The 19832-nt window shown below is 36.6% G+C and carries 16 protein-coding genes; 6 read left to right on the forward strand and 10 right to left on the reverse strand.

The genetic code is table 11. The features are described from left to right. Positions 1-78: 78 nt before the first annotated feature. Complete coding sequence (locus AC1PU0_RS00395) at positions 79-477, reverse strand: hypothetical protein (RefSeq protein WP_206849247.1); 399 nt, start codon at positions 475-477, stop codon at positions 79-81. A 187-nt stretch (positions 478-664) separates the two neighbouring features. Between AC1PU0_RS00395 and AC1PU0_RS00400 the strand changes: the two genes are divergently transcribed. The 4 genes from AC1PU0_RS00400 to rihC all read left to right on the forward strand — a co-directional run bounded on the left by AC1PU0_RS00400 (position 665) and on the right by rihC (position 5238). Beyond that, on the forward strand, positions 665-817 hold the full coding sequence (locus AC1PU0_RS00400; RefSeq protein ID WP_206849246.1) for a hypothetical protein: 153 nt from the start codon (positions 665-667) through the stop codon (positions 815-817). Between the two features lie 317 nt (positions 818-1134). After that, entirely contained in the window at positions 1135-3726 is a 2592-nt protein-coding gene (mprF, locus tag AC1PU0_RS00405; RefSeq protein WP_206849244.1) for a bifunctional lysylphosphatidylglycerol flippase/synthetase MprF, read from the forward strand. 118 nt (positions 3727-3844) lie between these two features. After that, entirely contained in the window at positions 3845-4177 is a 333-nt protein-coding gene (locus AC1PU0_RS00410; RefSeq protein WP_206849242.1) for a hypothetical protein, read from the forward strand. 137 nt (positions 4178-4314) lie between these two features. Beyond that, complete coding sequence (gene rihC / locus AC1PU0_RS00415) at positions 4315-5238, forward strand: ribonucleoside hydrolase RihC (RefSeq protein WP_069653235.1); 924 nt, start codon at positions 4315-4317, stop codon at positions 5236-5238. Between the two features lie 556 nt (positions 5239-5794). Here the strand turns inward: rihC and AC1PU0_RS00420 are convergent. The 4 genes from AC1PU0_RS00420 to hisJ all read right to left on the reverse strand — a co-directional run bounded on the left by AC1PU0_RS00420 (position 5795) and on the right by hisJ (position 11311). Then, positions 5795-6910, reverse strand: a complete 1116-nt coding sequence (locus tag AC1PU0_RS00420) for a hypothetical protein (protein ID WP_206849240.1) — start codon at positions 6908-6910, stop codon at positions 5795-5797. After that, positions 6903-7421: an RNA polymerase sigma factor gene (locus tag AC1PU0_RS00425; protein ID WP_069653237.1), complete on the reverse strand. Its 519-nt coding sequence runs from the start codon at positions 7419-7421 to the stop codon at positions 6903-6905. The genes AC1PU0_RS00420 and AC1PU0_RS00425 overlap by 8 nt, the downstream gene beginning before the upstream one ends. A gap of 269 nt (positions 7422-7690) precedes the next feature. After that, positions 7691-10342, reverse strand: coding sequence for a YfhO family protein (locus AC1PU0_RS00430; protein ID WP_206849238.1), 2652 nt, complete (start codon positions 10340-10342; stop codon positions 7691-7693). 141 nt (positions 10343-10483) lie between these two features. Beyond that, positions 10484-11311: a histidinol-phosphatase HisJ gene (gene hisJ, locus AC1PU0_RS00435; protein ID WP_206849236.1), complete on the reverse strand. Its 828-nt coding sequence runs from the start codon at positions 11309-11311 to the stop codon at positions 10484-10486. A 302-nt stretch (positions 11312-11613) separates the two neighbouring features. On the opposite strand from hisJ, the gene AC1PU0_RS00440 reads away from it, so the two are divergent. Next, positions 11614-12267 (forward strand): helix-turn-helix domain-containing protein, encoded by a 654-nt coding sequence (locus AC1PU0_RS00440; protein WP_206849235.1) that lies wholly within the window; start codon positions 11614-11616, stop codon positions 12265-12267. 34 nt (positions 12268-12301) lie between these two features. Here AC1PU0_RS00440 and AC1PU0_RS00445 read toward each other — a convergent pair whose 3' ends face one another. The 5 genes from AC1PU0_RS00445 to serC all read right to left on the reverse strand — a co-directional run bounded on the left by AC1PU0_RS00445 (position 12302) and on the right by serC (position 18005). Further along, positions 12302-13549 carry a glutamate-5-semialdehyde dehydrogenase gene (locus tag AC1PU0_RS00445; RefSeq protein WP_069653241.1) on the reverse strand — a complete coding sequence of 416 codons (1248 nt, stop codon included), beginning with the start codon at positions 13547-13549 and terminating at the stop codon, positions 12302-12304. A 21-nt stretch (positions 13550-13570) separates the two neighbouring features. After that, a complete protein-coding gene (gene proB / locus AC1PU0_RS00450) occupies positions 13571-14365 on the reverse strand; it encodes a glutamate 5-kinase (RefSeq protein WP_206849234.1) in 795 nt (264 codons plus the stop codon). Positions 14366-14481: 116 nt separating this feature from the next. After that, entirely contained in the window at positions 14482-15726 is a 1245-nt protein-coding gene (locus tag AC1PU0_RS00455; protein ID WP_206849233.1) for a DUF1015 domain-containing protein, read from the reverse strand. Next, positions 15726-16913 carry a phosphoglycerate dehydrogenase gene (locus tag AC1PU0_RS00460; RefSeq protein ID WP_206849232.1) on the reverse strand — a complete coding sequence of 396 codons (1188 nt, stop codon included), beginning with the start codon at positions 16911-16913 and terminating at the stop codon, positions 15726-15728. Before AC1PU0_RS00460 ends, AC1PU0_RS00455 begins: the two co-directional genes overlap by 1 nt. Continuing rightward, positions 16914-18005, reverse strand: coding sequence for a 3-phosphoserine/phosphohydroxythreonine transaminase (gene serC / locus AC1PU0_RS00465; RefSeq protein ID WP_206849231.1), 1092 nt, complete (start codon positions 18003-18005; stop codon positions 16914-16916). Positions 18006-18375: 370 nt separating this feature from the next. On the opposite strand from serC, the gene AC1PU0_RS00470 reads away from it, so the two are divergent. Then, complete coding sequence (locus tag AC1PU0_RS00470) at positions 18376-19743, forward strand: hypothetical protein (protein ID WP_111248987.1); 1368 nt, start codon at positions 18376-18378, stop codon at positions 19741-19743. Positions 19744-19832: the final 89 nt, after the last annotated feature.

Below are 19832 nucleotides of genomic sequence, written 5' to 3' on the forward strand. Positions count from 1 at the left end.
ATTGGATTCGCGTTAATGGCAGTAAATTTAAGGAAGTATAGACTAAGTAAGCTAGAAAATAAGAAGGATTCTTCTATTTTACGGTTCTTGGGACTTACGTCCCAAGAACCGTAAAATTAATGGAGGAGACTCACCAACAATGTTTTCATTGGGATTAGCAGAAAAGTAAAACTCTAATTGATTTTTATCAATCATATGAAATGAGTAAATGGAACCTTTATCAAGAGACTTCAAAATTAGCTCTTTTTTTGTTTGTTCTGAGGTTATTAAATCACCGTTTTCAAGAAAATTAAAATTATCTAATACTAGCTCAAATGAACGATCATTGTTTTCTATTATACTAATTTGCTTCTCAGTGTCTCTTACTGATTGCCAGGTTCCAACAAATATAGATTGTTCTTTATCCTTAGACCCTTTGCAACCTACTAAGATAAAAGATAAAACAACAACTACAAAAAAATATGGTAAACACTTCAAAGTAGTTCTCCTTTCTTTTTTATATATTTAGAATGATAATCCATACACTAATCATAACAGGAAATGCCATATTTTTAATACAGGAAATAAAAAATTTAGACAAGGTCTAAATCTGACACAACTTATTGTGTCAGATTCTCTTAAATGAAAGTTTACCCAAAACATTTAGAAAGGGTGAACTCTTATTATGATATTCGGTTTGGACAAATTGCCAATAGTAGTAATAAGCGAAGAAGAAGCATTAGAACTTGGCGCAAAAAGAGTAACTTTAAAAGAAGATGAACATTCAAGATTTGTTATTGAGACTGATTCCAACGAAGAGTTAATTCTATTTTATTGAAAAAGCTGCGGTTAAAGGATATGAAGTTATTGTAAAACCAGATTACGATCACAGATGGGGCAACTTGCCTGCATTAGAGTTGATACCAATGAGAGATATTTTTGTTTAAAAAGGTATTCCCAAAAACGATCGTATCCGGTATAAGGATAAAAAGAAATTTCAGCTATCAAGTGAATACGATGGGCTGAAAAATCAAGTTTAAACTGATTATTTGGTAATCCATTAGCGTCTGTAAAAATAATCACAGTGGAAAAATAACTAGTTATAAGATAACATATAAAAGAAAACTCTTTAAAAAGCAGAAAGGTGGTGAGCAGATGAAAAATAAAATAAATCAACTCTTTCTTTGGATGAAAGAACACAGTTTGTTATTAAAGATGATATTTCTAGGTTCCGTTTTGATTTTTGTAGCCAATCAAGTGACACATATTGTGCAGGGAATGACGTGGCAAGATGTTTTCCAGACGATGGGACAACAAAGCCGTTTTCGAATTATCGGCATGGTTTTAGCTGGATTACTTGGTGTTTTACCAATGCTTCTATATGATTTAGTTGTGGTGACTGTCCTTGAAGAGCAAGGAAAGCCAAAAATGAACCGTTGGGAGTGGTTTGTTTCGGCTTGGGTCACGAATACAATCAATAATCTTGCGGGGTTTGGCGGTGTAGTTGGAGCAACATTGCGCGCTAATTTTTATGGCAAGGACGCACCACGCAAAAAAGTGGTAGCAACGGTTTCCAAAGTAGCATTGTTTATGATTTCTGGGCTATCAATTCTATCGTTTATTGCATTTATTGATGTATTTTTTATTCGACCAGACAGCCTGTTTCGAGAGTATTGGGTTTGGTTGCTTGCAGGAAGTTTGATTACCCCAGCTTTGTTATTGTTTACTCAACTAAAAAAATATACTTTATTCAAGGATTTTTTCCCGAAAGGTATTTTTCTTTTATTGGGCGCATCACTTGGTCAATGGTTAGGCGCAATGTTTGTCTTTTTAAGTATCGGGGCTTTGATGAATGTCGATGTTTCGTTGCTATCGGTGTATCCGATGTTTGTGATTGCCACTTTGATTGGGATGTTGACGATGGTGCCAGGTGGCATGGGGACCTTTGATGTGCTAATGATCTTAGGTTTATCACAATTAGGTGTGGGACAATCAACTGCAGTCGTTTGGCTGATTTATTATCGTTTGTTTTATTACGTATTGCCATTTATTACTGGAATTATCCTCTTTATTCATCAAACAGGAATCAAAATCAACCGATTTCTTGATAATTTACCACGGATGTTCTCGCAAAAAGTGGCACATTTTATTTTAGTAGCAGCGCTTTATTTTGCTGGCATCATGATGGTTTTACTTTCAACGATCACGAACCTCTCGAATGTTAGTCGGTTATTTAAATTCTTAACGCCATTTTCGTTTGACTTTTTAGATCAAACATTTAATATGCTGATTGGATTTTTATTATTGGGACTGGCTAGAGGAATTTCAATGAAAGTGAAAAAAGCATACTGGCCCACGATTGGTTTATTGATTTTTGGTATTGCTAATACGATTTCTAGAACGTCTTCATGGCAGCTGATCCTCGTGTATCTGGTGATTCTTTCCGCCGTTTTTTTAGCAAGAAAAGAATTTTACCGAGAAAAATTTGTTTATTCTTGGGGAGCGCTTGCCGTTGATGGCGTTTTGTTTAGTTTCTTGTTTATTATTTATGCAGTGGCTGGGTATTACAGCTCTCATCCGGATAAGATAGGCCCACTTCCGAATACGTTTTTACTCTTTCCATCGGATGATGTTTGGTTTTCTGGGTTGATTGGGTTAGGAATTTCGATGCTTGGTCTGATTACGCTGTATCACTATTTGGCAGATACCTCTAAACGCTTGGGTGAAACATATCAAGAAGAACGTTTAACTGCGCTGATCAATAAGTATGGTGGAACGCAAGGTAGTCATTTGCTGTATTTACAACATTATTCCTATTATTATTATCAGGAAAATCACGAAGATAAAGTACTGTTTGCCTATCAGATCAAGGCAAATAAATGTTTTGTTTTGGCAGATCCAATCGGGGAGAAAGAAAAATGGGCGCAAGCTACATTGGCGTTTATGGATGCTGCTGATCTTCTGGGATATCAAGCGGCGTTTTATCGTGTTAGTGAAGGATATACCATGGTTTTACACGATTTAGGGTTTAACTTTATGAAAATTGGAGAAGAAGGAATGATTGATCTTTCTTGTACTGAATCCGCTCCGATTTCTTTCGCAACGAATAGTATGGAGCTTCAACATTTAACCAACTTAGGCTATACTTTTACAATGTATCATGAACCTGTTTCACATGAGCTTTTTCAAGAATTAGCTCGTGTATCAGAAGAGTGGTTAGGAAATTCACGCGAACGAAATTTCGTGTGTGGTCATTTTGATAAAGAGTATTTAGCGTTAAGTGACCTCGGGATTTTACGAGATGAACGTCATGAGGTGGTGGGCTTTATCACGGCTAAACCTGTTGTTCGAAACAGTGAAGTATCCTATGATTTGTTGCGTTATTCCGATTCAGCACCGACACATGTTACGGATTATTTATTAACTCATTTTATTGCAGAGTATCAAAATCGAGGGTATCGTTTTATTGATTTAGGTACGGCTCCGTTAGCAAATGTCGGTGAAACCAATTATTCGTTTTTGAATGAGCGCTTTATTAATATTTTTTATAAATATGGCAATCAGGTGTATGGATTCCAAGATACAAGAAAAGAAAAAGAGCAGTATGTAACAAACTGGGAATCAAGATATTTTGCGTATTTTAAACAAAGTAATGTGTTGTTTGCTTTTATCCAGTTAGCATTATTGATTGAACGTGGAAAAGGGAAGGTTGTTTCTTTTGTAGAAGAAGTAATGATTGGGGAATAGAATAGAACAGTCAAAGGTAAAGCGAAAATAGGTTTATCTTTGACTGTTTTAAGTCTTAAGTTCCACTAGCAAAAAGAGCGGAATAGCGTATAATAATCAATAAAAGGTGGTTTTTGTAATGGCTATTGAACAAATAACAGTAAGGACAAAAGCTGAACTTGCGGTCGAGTTAGATAAGAAGACAGATGAAATCATCGTTGAAGGTGATTTTAGTCAAAATATTGCAGAGATCAAAAAGGGACAATTAAATGAGGTTGATCAGCTGGGTTTTGCACTTGGTAGCGATGGAATCGGTATTCTAGTAGAATATGGAATCAGTACATTGTTAGATGTTTTTGATCCTACTGCAAAAGAAGATAAAAAGATCCGTAAGCAAATCGAGCGTCTGTATACAACCAAACGTTTAACGCGAGAGTCATTTTTATTGCGTTTGAAGCAGTTGGATTATTAAAAATAGAAAAGGGCGGGAGACAGGCATTTTTCTGTTTCCTACTTTTTTATATAAAAAAGGGGGAGCTTTAGTAAGTTGATCAGCATGGGAGAATTGCTTTTTAACTTTGCTAAAGTTTAGAGGAAGGGAATAATAAAGTGAAAAAACCAAGAAAAACCATCATCGATACAGATCCAGGAATCGATGATGCTGTTGCTATTGCAGCGGCGTTATTTGATGAAAGGTTGAACATCAAACTGTTTACAACAGTTGCTGGCAACGTGAGTACGGATAAAGTAACGAAAAATCTGCTGAAACTGCTAGCTTTTTGGAATAAAGAAATTCCTGTGGCAATCGGTTCGGATCGTCCTTTGTTCCGTGAAGCAATCAATGCTAGTGACATCCACGGAATCACAGGAATGGATGGCTATGACTTTCCAGAATCTAAGTATGAGTTGTTGACAAAAAATCATGCGGTGATTGAGATGCACAAAGTACTAATGGATTCCAAAGAAAAGACAACGATTGTTGCGATCGGTCCATTGACGAATATTGCACTATTATTAAGACTTTATCCAGAGTGTGTGGAAAGAATCGAAGAGCTAGTGATTATGGGTGGTGCTTTAGGTAGAGGGAATGCTGGAGTGTTATCAGAATTCAATATTGCGGTTGATCCAGAAGCGGCAAAAATCGTTTTTGAAAGTAATATTTCACTAACGATGGTAGGATTGGATGTTGGGGAAAAAGCCTTAGTCTTACCTAAAGAGCGTGAGCAGATGCGGAAAATGAATCGAACGGGTGATATGATTGATCATTTATTTAGAAAATATCGTGGTGGTAGTTTAGAGACTGGTTTGAAGATGTATGATGGTTGTGCAATTGCGTATTTGTTGGAGCCTGAAATGTTTGAGGTTAAAGAATCTTATGTTGCAGTTGAAACCCAAGGTACGTTGACGGCAGGGGCTACTTTAGTTGATTTAGATGGATATTTGGGTAAAGAAGCGAATTGCCGGGTTTGTGTGGATGTTGATGAGGAACAGTTTAGAGATTGGTTTTTAAACGCAATTAAGAAGTGTGATTAATCAATACAAAACATACTAAGATTAGAGGGTAAACTTATCGACGGATGGGTTTACCCTCTATTTGCCTATTTTTAGGTTTATAGTAAGGAGTGAAAGCATAATCTCTTGGACTTCGAGTCCCTACAAAAAACGGTCTCCTTCACTGTCATTTTAAAATCTGGTTTAAGTATGTTGGGCTTCGAGCTCGTGTAAAGGAAATTAGGAACGAAATGAAACAGTGAAGAACCTTTCAAAAAAAGAAAGAAGATGAAAACATGGCTTATGTAATTGCATTGGATGTTTCTATGGTCAAAAGTTATAAAGTGCTTTATAAAGAGATTGGGACAGGAGTATTTAATCCCGAGAAATAAGAAGGAATTTACGACAATTGATCTTCAAATTTTTGTGACCAAGTAGGTACTGTGCAACATCAACTTGTTCCTTGTTGTGTTTTACAGCAATTTCAGCTTATTTCCGAAAGGATTGCTCCTGATCCCACCGTTTGTACGGATTCCATGTGATTGGGATATGACTCAAAGAGTTGTGTCCCAATAACGTTTATTTTAGAGGGATTTGATTATTGATTTTGCAGTTCAAAAAAGCCAATTTCTCTAACCGTTTCACCAGAAAGATGGTTCACTTCATTTACTTGTATTCTATATACGGATGTTGTATCTAATGAACTTAGGTTAATCGAAATTTCGATTTCTCCAGTTTCTAAATTAGAGATTTGAGTAAATAGTTGATCTTCAACTTCTATACCATCTTTATACAAAGTAATTTCCGGAGTAAAAAAGTTTTCTGGAGAACGAAAGTCTTTGAGAGGCACAGTAAAGTGAATGGTTGTTTGTAAAGGGTCGCTAGTTGCTTTGATATCCGTGATATTCTTTACGTTGCGAATTTGTGTATCAGCCGTTTGGGTCAGTGGCTTGTAGTCAATATCAAAACGCCAATCGCCTTCATATTCTAAAGCGTTATCCACACCAAAAGGGCTATTTGTTTTAGACGCCTCGATGTATGCTTGATCAAGTTCTTCAGCGTCCTGCCAAAATAATTTATAAATATGAAGTGTCAATTTCGCGTCCTCAGGAATTTTTTCTCTGTTAAACATTGCCACAACAGAACCGTAAAAAGTATCTCCTTCTATACGGAAAGTAGATTGGGATGTAACACCGCCGAATAGGTCTTCATCACGATCATTAACAAAAAGACCAAGGTCAATATGTTGAGCATTTGGTGTATTTTTGGTGAATACCCGATCAGGGGAACTTTGTTTTTTCAGTAAGTCTTTTAGTTTTTCATCATCTAACTTAAATTGATAATCAAAGGCAAATTTTTTCTTTGTGGAGATAAATTTTGTCAATGTAATCTCGCGCCCATTTTGTGTGCTCGTTACATGTAGTTCATGTTCTATTCCGTTATTTTCTACCATCGCAACTCCTGAATCTTGGCTAATTCCGAAAGCATTTTTGATTGCTGTATTTATTTGTGGGTTGATCAAGGCAAATAAAATAAGTGATGCAGCTATTGCCAATGTGACGATTATTTGTTTCTTGTATTTAAGGTTGAGTTTCTTTTTTTCTTGCTTAATAGGGGTATTTAAAATGTTTTCTCGATTCTGAACTAATTTTTCCATTACTTCACTTGGAATGTCCTGCTCTTCTGTGATAATATGATTCTTTTTTTTAGCCATTTTCTTCTCCCTCCAATAATAGTTTTAATTTCACCCTGCCTCGAGCTAGCCTTGTTTTAACAGTATTTTTAGATAGATTTAGTTGTTCAGAAATCTCATTAATGTTAAAACCTGCATAATAATGTAAAACGATAGGAATTTTATATCTATCTGGTAAGTTATTAAATTCTTCTTCTAAGTGAGAGCGTTCATAGCTGCGTTCATTTATACCCATATAGCTTTCTTCGAATTCAACGAGTTCCACTCTTTTTTTCAAGATATCCTTAGCGATATTGATCATAATTCTAAAAATCCAAGAATTAAATGCGGCTTCATTTTTGATGTTAGGAATGTTTTGCCACGCGCGTATTTCAGTTTCTTGCAGACAGTCTGCAACATCTTCATTGTTTAACAGTAATTTATAAGCAGAGTTGTATAGCACAACTTGATAGGCTTCGCAAAGTTTTATAAACGATTGTGCGTCACCATTTTTAGCCTTTTTAACCAAACGTATTTGTTCCCTCTTCTCCATAAACTTCTCCTTCCCCTTTATAACCATGAGACTCTAATTTTACCAAAAAGGTTTCATCTAAATTTATTTTTATTTTTTGCAGAAATTTATGATCGGCATTACAAAAAAATCCCTAATAAGTGTTGGTTTAACACTTATTAGGGATTTATAAGAATCATCCGCTGCCAATTATAGAAGTAAGCAAAACTATAAAATTATAACCTGCTCCCGCCGTTTAATCGCATTTAGGGTGGGAAACAAAAGTGATTTTTACTTTTGATGTGCGCCCTTCACAAAATATTGATTTCCCGTTTTTTACGTTTCCGTTTATTGGGTTTCACTAGCGCCAGTTTTGGCTTATTCGTGAATCGTACATACACCACAAACCCACCAATACAGACGATGAACAGAATCACACCAGGAACAAAACCTTCTGGCAGATAAACAAATTCTATCGTATGTTCGCCCTGTGTTACTGGAATACTAACAAAGGCTTTTTTAAACGGCTGTATCGGCACTTTTTTACCATCTACATAGGCTTTCCAGCCTTTGTCATAAGGAATGGTTGTTAAAAGGACTTGATCTTTCTCGGCGTTCACAGTTCCAACGGCCTTGCGCCCTTTCGCTGTTAAATCAGCACCTTTATCTTGAATCGCTTGAAGGGAACGTTCAAAGGCTTTAGTATCTAAACCAACAACTTTTGGCTCCATAAAGCTGACGGCAGTTGTGCCATAAAAACTAACCGTAAAGGTAACGCTAGTTGGTTTGTCATAATAACCAATATTATAATATTGACCGGTGATATTGATTTGAGATTTTTGACTAGATCCATTTACAGACATTGTGGCAGTCGAGCTTTCTAATTGACCAAAATCTGTTGGGAACAAGCTAAGATAGGCTTGCGTATTTGCAGGGACATTGACTGTCCACGTAATATCTTTTGCGATGTTGTTTTGGACTTCTTTATACGTTACGGAGCCTGCATTTTGTTCAATCTTAACATTTTTCTTATCAATAATTGTTGGTTGATAAAACTTGAAGTAGTTTTCTTTTTGTCCAGAGAGCGCATTGAATAATTCAGTCTGGCTGCTTAAATTATCATTCGTTGGTTGTTTGACCTTATAGATATCCGTATCTGCTAAAAAGCCTAACGGTAAAGCATTGCTGTTTTCATAAAGTGAAAATTTACCCGCTTTATCTGTTTGAGAAAAACCAAATTTCAATGGATCACTTTCCGAAATATTGTATTTGATTCCAACAAGAGAATCCATCAGTAAGGTATTATTTGGATAACGAATATTTAAACTAGTTCCTCTAGAACGAAATCCTAAATCATTTAAATAAGAAGACGAATGACGGTTTCTGATAGAAGAAAATAAGCTGACACCGCTATAGCCGTAATTGATGCTATCGTTAGAAGAAACCGGATTTAAATTTTCCAAACGATAAAATTCATCATTTTCCTTTTTCGTCTTATCTACTAGTTTTTTGATGGAAGGATAAGGTTCAGAATAAAGACTACGGGAAGCATAATTCCAATCGTCTAGAATTCCTTTCAACATCCTATTTGTATTGACGAACGCTTCTGTGGAAACCAGTATGAGCAATAATAGAATCAGATAATGCATCGGTATTTTCTTCAACTGATAAAAAGCGATCCCAGCAAGGTATAATAGTAAAAATAACACAGTTAAAACGAAAGCTGTAATTGGGATATAGTCATAACTTATCGCGCTTTTCGTTCCCTCAGCTAGAGCAAAAATTGCAATCAGCATGATTGTTGAGCCGACTAAGAGACCTAGATCGTCTTTTTTGAATTTCTCAAAGCCGTAGCCCGCCAACAGAACAACTAAAAAAGAAAATAAGAAGCTGTAGCGGAACAAGAACATATTCGGAGCATGCATACCATGCCAAAATAAATTCAATGGTGTGATATAAAAACTAGCAATCAAAATGATAAACAGACTACCAAATAATAACTTGTTTTTCTTAGGAACCTCTTTGGTGACAAAGTAGAAAATACAGAAAATCAAAGGAAGCAATCCCACATAGATGAAAGGAATCGACCCATATTTTGTCGTATCGTAAACGCCAATCATATTTTTCATGACAATATCCCAAAAAGCTGTTGCTTCTGTTTTAAACTGAGTTACTTGGGATAAGGTCTCACCATTTGTTCGTAAATCAAGAACAGCTGGTAATACTAAAATCATAGAGGCTCCACCTGCTAAAAGAGAGGTAATTCCATAAGGCAAGATTCGTTTTTTGTAAACCTTCCAGTTCGTTAACATTCGGGCGATAAAATACAGAAACGAGAAGACACCAATCATAAAGCCCATGTAAAAATTGGAAATAAATAAGAGCAGATAACTTACAAATAACAGTGTCGGTTTTCGTTCGTCCATCAGCCGGTGAATACCCAAAATAACAAGGGGTAAATAAGTAAAGGCATCTAACCACATAATGATTTCTGAATGTGCTGTAGCAAATGACATCAACGCATAAGGCACACTGAGCATGACGTGTCCCCATTTTGGTATTTTATAGGTATTTTTAGCAAATACCCAAAAAGCCAGGCCAGCAGAACCGATTTTTAACAGTGTAATCAAATACAGTGCATCGGGAATATTTTGGTTTTTAAAGAAAATCACCAGTGGTGTAAATAGTCCGCCAAGATAATAGGATATCAGCGAGAGATAATTTAATCCTAGTGATGCATTCCAAGTATAAAAAATACTTTGTTTACCATGGAGTACATTGTTGAAACTAGCGTGGAAATTGGAAAATTGTGAAAAGGAATCGCTGGCCATCACGCTACGGCTACTTCCAGGATAAATGCCGAGACTTAAATAAATAATGACCATCACAAAAAAAGGAATGAAAAAGCTGGCAGTCATATAGGGCCAGTTTTCTTTAATAAAGGACTGTATTTTTTTCTTCATAATCAACCTCACAACGTAATAAATAGAATATCTATAGTTTAGCATATCCATCGGAAAATTGATTGTTAGAAAGAAAAAATTAAAGAAAATCAAAAAAATAAAGCTATCCGAGAGTTTAGTACTCTGTGATAGTCTCATTTTTCAAATCCAGCTCTTGATTTTTTCATATCCTCGTCCAATATCCGTTAAGGAATGTGTGTCTGATCCATAAATCAGTGGAATCTCTAATTCACTTGCTTTTTTAGTTATCCACACCTGTGGATAACTCTGTTGATAACCTTGTTTATAAAAACCAGCTGTGTTTAAATCTAAGCTGTATTTTTCCTGCTGTATACGGTCTAAAAGGATGTGGACAAGTGCTTTATTTTCAGAAGAATAATGAATCGATTCAGCAAAGAAACGTTCGAATTTTTGGCATAAAGAAATATGTCCTAAGCGCGTAGGTTTAAAGTGACCTAGATCCGCTTCTAAAGAAGCTAAAACCTTTTGATAGTAACGTTTTTGAGCCTTTTCAAAACTACCTAAATAATCAACGACGCCTGTCTTGTATTCTTCAAAAGAATAGTCGATACCACGTAATCCACCATCACCTTCAAGAAAATGTACGGATAAAATGCCATCGTCCGTTTGTGGTCCGTACTCAGTTAAAAAATCTCGCGTCCATCCTTCAAATTCGGAAAAATAATCCAATTCAAAGCCAATGTGAATAATGATGTCAGAAGCGTATTTTTTCCGCAAGTTATTCATCTGTTTTAAATAGTTATCCACATCATTCGAAGCCATCGAAGCCGTTGTCCATATGTTGGGGTCACCTGCGGCAAATTTTTCTATGCCAGTAGGTAAAGGGGCATGCTCTGTGATGCTGTATTCTTTAAATCCTAGACTGATTGCCCGTTGGATCAGAAGTTCAGTGTCTTCCACTTTTCCATGGGGACAAAATTCTGTGTGGGTGTGACCATCGCGTTTCATGAAATAGCCTCCTTTTTTTATGGTGTATAACGTTCTCTTGCATCAGTTATAGTTATAGATAGTGTATCAAAAGGAATTCTAAATGTATATCTGAAGAAGATAGTAAATGTAATAAAATAAGCAATAGGAGTAAAGTATCTCCGTAAAAAGTTCTCTCTCTTTGATATAATGAATATAGGAAAAAGGTTGCTCTATTAGCATTCTACAAAATATAGACACCTTGATTGTACTCTTTCTACAAATACAAGGTAGCCTAATGTATCCTTCTTATTATAAATTAGAGTTAGAAAGGAGCTTGGATAGTGGAACTAAAAACGCAGTTAAAAAAATATCGAAGTATAAATGAATGGACACAAAAAGATTTAGCGGAAAAGCTGAATGTGTCAGATAAAACAATTTCTAGCTGGGAAACTGGACGTACTTATCCAGATGTTCACATGTTGATAACGTTAAGTGAATTGTTTGGGATTACTTTAGATGAGTTTTTGAGAGGAGATTCAAAAATGGTAAAAAGAATCGATACAGATTTAAAGTTAAAGAAAGTGTATAAATATGGATTGATTACAACCGGGATCGTGTCGTTAGTTGGTGTGATTTTTTTGAATGTGTATCAATATAAAAATCAATGGGTAGATCGGTTTAATCCATTTATGGAAATGAAAATAGGGTATGCGACTTTGCCTACGAAAGTTACTTATAATGGCGGAAAAGAGTATGAAGAGAGTAAAGATGGGTTACAATTTCCAGATCCGTATAAAGATATTTGGGTCCTTGACGATCCTTTTGGTGAGGGAAGTAAATTGACTTTTTCTGGTGGTCAAGCACCTGAGGGAAAAAACTACGCATTAGTACAACATAAAGGGATTTACGTAAGACGAATATCTTTTGTTTCTTGGGAGTCTATCCCAGGGATGTATCGGGACATAATGAGTAAAGAATATGAAAAAATTCCTTAGATAGGCAATCGTCTCTAAGGAATTTTTACTCTGCTTACTTCCGATACTGTCCATCACCATAGACAATATATTTCGTAGAAGTCAATTCTGCTAAGCCCATCGGACCACGTGCATGTAATTTCTGTGTGCTGATCCCAATTTCGGCTCCAAAACCAAAAACAAATCCATCTGTAAAGCGTGTAGAAGCATTAGCATAAACCGCTGCTGCGTCTACTTGCTGCAAAAATTGTTGCGTAGCAAAATAATTGTCACTAATAATGCTTTCAGAATGTTTAGTATTATAACGATTGATATGATGGATTGCTTCTTCTAAAGAATCGACAACTTTAACGGCTAAAATATAGTCATTGAACTCAGTTTCCCAATCTTCTTCAGTGGCTGGGATCGATTGTTCAAAAATAGCTAGCGCTCGTTCATCAGCTCGTAATTCCACGTTATATTCATTTAAGGCTTTTTCGATAACCGGGAGGAAATCCGCTGCGACCTCTTGATGGATCAGCAACGTTTCAGCAGAATTACAAACAGAAGGGCGTTGGCATTTTGCGTTGACGATGATATTAGTTGCCATCTTCAATTGGGCGTCCTTGTCGATATAAACATGACAATTACCAGTGCCGGTTTCGATTACTGGAACAGTCGCAGTAGTTAAAACTGTTTTGATCAGATTAGCGCCGCCTCGCGGAATCAAAACATCTAGATAATCATTTAATTTCATCAATTGTTGTGCTGTTTCTCTAGAAGTATCGTCAACAAATTGAATCGCAAAAGGAGAGACTTCTTTTTGTGTTAAGGCTTGTTGTAAAACGGTAACTAAGATTTGATTTGAATGAAACGCTTCTTTACCACCGCGTAAAATCACGGCATTGCCCGTTTTAAAACATAAGCTTGCAGCATCTGTCGTCACATTTGGACGTGATTCGTAGATGATACCAATCACACCTAATGGTACACGTTGTTTACCGATCATCAAGCCATCTTCATTTTTCCACATTTTATCGACCTCTCCAATTGGATCAGGTAAGGTTGCTACTTGGCGAATCCCGTCGGCCATTTCTTGGATTCGTTCGTCTGTCAAACGTAAGCGATCCAGCATCGTATCAGTAATGCCGTTTTCTGTAGCTGTGGCTAAATCTTTTTGATTTTCAGTCAAGATTTTAGCGGTGTTATTTTCTATCTCATCGGCCATATGTAACAATAAATCATTTTTCATTTTTGTATCCATCAAGCCTAGTTGATAAGCTGTTTCTTTGGCTTGTTTGCCTAGTTGTGTTAAATCAGTCATGAAGCGCTCCTCCTTTTTTTGTTAAATAAATAGTGTCCCGATATTTTCGCCAGCCAAAATATCAAAAATGATTTTTGGTTGTTGTCCGTTTGCTAAAATCATAGCACCATTATGCGCTAATACACGCTCTGCGGCCTTTAATTTGCTATACATACCACCAGTTCCAAAGCGACTCCCTTTCCCACCTGCTAATAGTAGTAGCTCGTCATTTATTTCATTGATTTCAGAAAAAAGAGTGGCATCTTTATTTGTATTCGGATTATCGGAAAAGAAGCCATCGATATCAGATAACATGATCAGCGCATCTGCCTGAATCAGCTGTGCGACGATTGCAGATAATTGGTCATTGTCACCGAATTTTGTTAGATGATCCAATTCATCGATGGCGACAGTATCATTTTCATTGATGACAGGAATAATCCCCATCTGTAGGAGTTGCTCGATGGTATTGGTTACGTTTTTGCGGCTTTCCGGATATTCAATTACATCTCTAGTCAATAGTAGCTGAGCAATTTGCTGACTGTAAGTCAAAAAGCGCTGATTGTAAATATTCATCAACTCTGCTTGCCCAACGGCAGCCACTGCTTGTTGTTCTGGAATGGTTGGGGGACGTTTGTCCATGTTCAGTTTATTTAGACCGACACCGATCGCACCTGATGACACTAAAATGATTTCTTTGTCTTGGTTACGTAAATCGGATAAGGTGAACGCCAATTGATCAATGGTGCTTAAATTGATATTTCCATTGGGATAAATCAATGTACTTGTCCCTACTTTAATGACGATTCGTTTTGCTTCTTTTAATTGTTTTCGCATGGTTGACCTCACTTATTAGCTGATTCTAGATAGCCGTTTTCGATTATTTGCAAGAAAGCTTGGACAAAAATGTTGCTTTTGTCCAAGCTTCGATTTTATTCTTCTATTTTACAGCTTTATACGTCGTTTGTCTCTAAATCATGAACAAATAATCCACTTAATAATTTAGGTTCAAACCAAGTTGATTTTGGCGGCATAATTTTTCCAGCATCCGCAACATTTAGTAAATCATCCATCGTTGTTGGGTAAACAGCGAAAGCGACCGACCATTGCCCACTATCGACTAATTGTTCTAATTCCTGCATTCCGCGAATACCACCCACAAAATCAATACGCTTATCTGTACGGACATCTTGAATATCGAAAATATCTGTGAATACATGATGTTGAAGTAAAGAAACGTCCAGACCAGCAACCGGGTCATCAGATAAAATCTCTTCTTTAGCAGTCAAAGCAAACCATTGTCCATCTAAATACATGCCAAACGTTTTTGCTTGAGTAGGCTTTCCACTCTCTGTTTTTGAGACTACGAAATTCTTTTCCAACTGTTCAAAGAAATTTGTTTCGATTGGGACCTTCAAGACACGGTTATAATCTAAAATTTCCAACTCTTCTTTAGGAAAAATGACAGATAAGAAGTAGTTGAATTCAGCTGTCTCAGTTGCTTCAGGATATGCTTCTTTTTTCTTTTGTCCAACTTTTACTGCAGATTCTGTCCGGTGATGTCCATCTGCAATATATAAAGCAGGTACGTCTTGAGCGAAACGTGTCACTAGTTGTTCGATTACTTCCGGTTGGTCTATAAGCCAAACACGATGTGTAACGTCATGGAAACTTGCAAAATCGTAAACGGGAGCATGAGTTGTTTTCCAATCATCTGTCACCGTTTGAATCTGTTTGTGTTGGCGATAGGTTAGAAAAATCGGGCTAGTATTGGCATCACAGGCTTCAATATGGCGAATACGGTCAACTTCTTTTTCTGGACGAGTAAATTCATGTTTTTTGATGTTACCTTCTGTATAGTCAGAGATCGAGGTACAAGTCACAAGTCCTGTTTGAGCGCGACCGTTCATTGTTAATTCATAAAGGTACAAAAGCGGTTGGTCATCTTGGATCAGCCATTTTTTTTGTAAAAATGCTTGTAAATTACGTGCGGCTTTTTCGTAGACTTGATCATCATAAGACGAAAGTGTTTCAGGTAAATCGATTTCTGCTTTGTCGATATGCAAGTAGGAGTATGGATTATTTGCGCCTAATTCTCTTGCTTCAGCAGAATTTAAAACATCATAAGGTAAGGTCGCGATTTTTTCGCTAAACTCAGTTGCTGGACGGATACTTTTGAAAGGGTGGATTTTAACCATTAATAACTCACCGCCTCATTATTTTTGATTGTCCGTACTCGGATGATGTTTTCGGCTGCTTGAATTTTCTCGGCAGCAGCATTGATTTTTTCTTCGTCAGTTTCTGCAATATCAACAATTGTGTAGGCATAATCGTCACGACTACGGTTGATCATGGTATCGATATTGATCTCTAAATTTGCAATGCCAGTTGAGATTTGACCTAACATATTTGGAACATTTCTGTGTACAATTGTAAAACGGAAAGGTGAATTAAAGGCCATTTCTACCGTAGGGAAATTGACAGAACGTTTGATATTGCCAGTTTCCAGGAATTTTTTTAAGGTACGTGCGGCCATTTTCGCACAATTGATTTCAGCTTCTTCTGTAGAAGCTCCTAGATGGGGAAGAACTAAGGTTTTTTCGTTGTGTAAGAGACGTTCATCGGCAAAGTCTGTAACGAAATTGCTGATTTCACCTTGAGCTAAAGCGTCAATCACAGATTCTGTATCGACTAGCTCACCACGGGCAAAGTTGAGTAAAACTGCATTTTCTTTCATTTGTGCTAGTTGCTCTTTGCCAATCAGATGATGCGTATTTTCAGATAAAGGAACGTGTACGGTAATAAAATCACAGGTCTTTAGGACTTCTTCCATACTTTGCGCTCGTTTGACCCGACGTGAGATACTCCAAGCGGTGTCAACAGAAACAAATGGATCGAAGCCGGTGACTTCCATGCCTAAACGGTAAGCATCGTTGGCAACCATTGCACCGATTGCACCGAGACCGATCACACCAAGTTTTTTGCCTTCTAGTTCAGTACCGGCAAACTGTTTTTTCTGTGCTTCAGCTTGTTCTTCAGTGTCTGTTCCGGTCAAGGTTTGAACCCAATTAGAGCCTTTTAGAATCGGGCGCACAGAGAGAAGTAAGCAAGCAATCACTAACTCTTTTACAGCGTTAGCATTGGCTCCGGGCGTGTTAAATACAACGATACCATCTTCGGTACATTGTTTGACTGGTACGTTATTGGTTCCAGCGCCAGCACGAGCAACGGCTAGAACAGAAGCTGGGAAGTCATAATCATGGAGTTTTTCGCTACGTAAGATAATACCGGCGGGCAATTCAGTTTTATTGATCGTAAAATTTTCTTCGTTAAAACGTGCTAAACCAACGGGTGCAATTGCATTGAATGTTTTAATATCATACATCTATTTTCTTCCTCCATTTTCTGCTTCAAATTGTTTCATCAACTCGACTAAAGCCATAACCCCATCTTTGGGAAAGGCATTGTACAAACTTGCACGCATACCACCTACAGAACGGTGTCCTTTTAAGTTCTCAAAACCTGCTGCTAGTGCTTCTTGATTGAATTTTTTATCTAGTTTATCATTTCCAGTAATAAAAGGAATATTATTGATCGAACGGTCTTTGGGATTGACAGGTGAAGAAAATAGAGCAGATGAATCCAGCTCATCATATAAAATAGCGGCTTTTTCTTTATTTTGTTTTTCCATTTGACTGACACCGCCTTGTTCTTTGATCCATTCAAAGACAAGTTTTGCCATATAGATACCATAAGTTGGCGGTGTATTGTACATTGAGCCATTTTTCGCATGGATATCATAATCTAACATAGCACTAAGAATATCTGCCTGACCGATCAAATCATCACGAACGATCACAACGGTCAAACCAGCAGGACCGATATTTTTTTGGGCACCTGCATAAATCAATCCAAAGTCAGCAACATTATAATCGATCGACAAAATATTTGAAGACATGTCAGCCACAATTGGAACTTCACCTGTATCTGGTAAATCATAAATCGTTGTGCCTTCAATGGTATTATTGGTCGTAATATGAACATAAGCTGCATCTTGAGGAATGTCTTCTTTATGAATGTCAGGAATATACGAGAAATTTTTATCTTCGCTTGAAGCAATGACTTGAACATCTACATTATCAATTTTTTTCGCTTCACTAATGGCTTTTTTCGCCCATGAGCCAGTGTTGACGTAAATCGCTTTTTTATTTTGTGCTAAATTCAACGGAACCATCGTAAATTGCATACTTGCGCCCCCTTGTAAGAAGAGCACTTTATAATTATCGGGAATCGTCATTAATTCTCTAAGTAATGTTTCTGCACGTTCGATGATCGATTCAAAAAGGGAGGAACGATGACTTAACTCCATCACGGACATGCCGCTGTTCTCGTAATTCACCAATTCGGATTGTGCTTTTTCCAAAACACTTTTAGGTAAAACGGCGGGTCCAGCTGAAAAATTGTAAACAGTTTTCATACATCTATCTCTCCTTTGATATGCTCATTCATCGACTAGTCAAATAGTAAATGTGAAAACCATTATAACAGAAACCTTACATTAAAAAAAGATTAAAAAGCTAGTTTCGTATTTTTCACAGAGTTTTTCATTTTTTATAGACGTAAAGCAAACTTGTTTATAAATCGATAAACAGGTTTAACTCTTATGGAGAGTGGAGAGTCGTACGAAGCGAAAGCGTAGAAAGAAGGATTACTAACTGGTACAGTATTGTCGAGTGTCTTTGATCGATCCTAACTCTTCTTTGGTTTAATTTGGAGATCGATTCCACTTTTTTCATGAACGTGGTAGACTACCTACATAACAATATGCTTTAAAAGGAGAAGAAACAATGTCTAAATTGAAAGAATTAGCCCGCAATTGTTTACAAGTTGCGCCTTTTATATTATCTAATACAATTATTTTTATTCCTTATTTTTTATTTTTGAGTTTAAGTGATGGCACAACTTTGGAAAGAGTGTTGCCTTTTGTCTTGTTCTATACGTTTCGGATGACGGGAATTTTTTTGTTAAAGAGCTTCAAGCTATCATTGACAAGCTTTAATATATTGATTATTTCGATTCTGCTGGGAGGTGCAGGGTGTTTAATTGGCGTGTTAGGTCAGTTTTATTTTCCTGCCTATCTTTTTTCAGCTGTTTTACTGGGACTTAGTGCATCATGGTTGCCAGCTGCTAATACCACCGTTAATTATCACGAGAAGCAACAAGGGTATTCAGCGTTGACTGGTAGAAAATATCTTTTTATCTTGCTGCTATTCGGTGGTGTGATTGCATCATTGACGTTGCCGAAAGAATTGAGGATTCCTTTAGTTTTAGGGGAGTATGCTTTGCTTTATATTGCAGCGTATCATACAGTTACCCATTATCCTGACTATGAGATTGATTTCAATGAGGTCAATAAACAAGTGATATCGGTCAAAGAGTTCTTTTTATTTTTGTTTTTCTTTGTATTATTGTTATTTATCCGTTCTGCTCGATTGTTGTTTGATCCAAAACTTTTGGATGTAGGGTTGATTGGTTTTTCTATTTTATTTGTAATAGCCGGCTGGTATTTAAACAGTCAAAGAAAAACATGGAAACTCCCTTTGTGGTTGAACTTAATGACATTTGCTAATGGGATGTGTATGAACTTTCTACTGCTTTTTGGAACCTTTTATGTTTCTTTACGTTTAGGGATCGATCGTCTGACTGCTAATTTATATATTCCTTATGTTTTGGGTATCGTCGGAGCTGCTTTTGTTATTAAATTTTTATATCATCTGTTCCCTAATGTCGATCCTAAAATCATTCATCTGGGCGGTTTTATCCTGTCACTATTTTTGTTATTGTTCCGTCCGATTTTTCCAGTTGGCATTTTTTTGCTCAGCTGTTTCATCAGTGCGACAGGTAGTTTTTTGAATCAACAGTACTATCAGGAAGCCGTTTTACCCCAAGATCAACGAATCATTACGAAGTACAGCACTCAAACGAAAGGCAGTGTGACACATCAATTATTATTGATGAGTGTCTTATGGTTACTAGCGAAACAAGCACAGTTACCAGTAAAAACAGTTCTGCAAATCACAGCGCATCGGACTCATAATCCAATTGCACTTCAAGTGGTGGAGCATATTCATATAATCAGTATTATTGGTCTGATGTCATTTTTTTCATTTATTCTTTATGAGGTAGTAAAACATGAACGAAATGAGTCTAAATGATGTGTAAACATTAAAAAATACAAGAGATTAGTAAAGATACTGTAAAAGCCAGCTAGGAATCAGTGTAATATGTTAAAATAGAAATAGTT

Source organism: Enterococcus sp. XAF26B05_ASV22 (genome assembly GCF_056727285.1).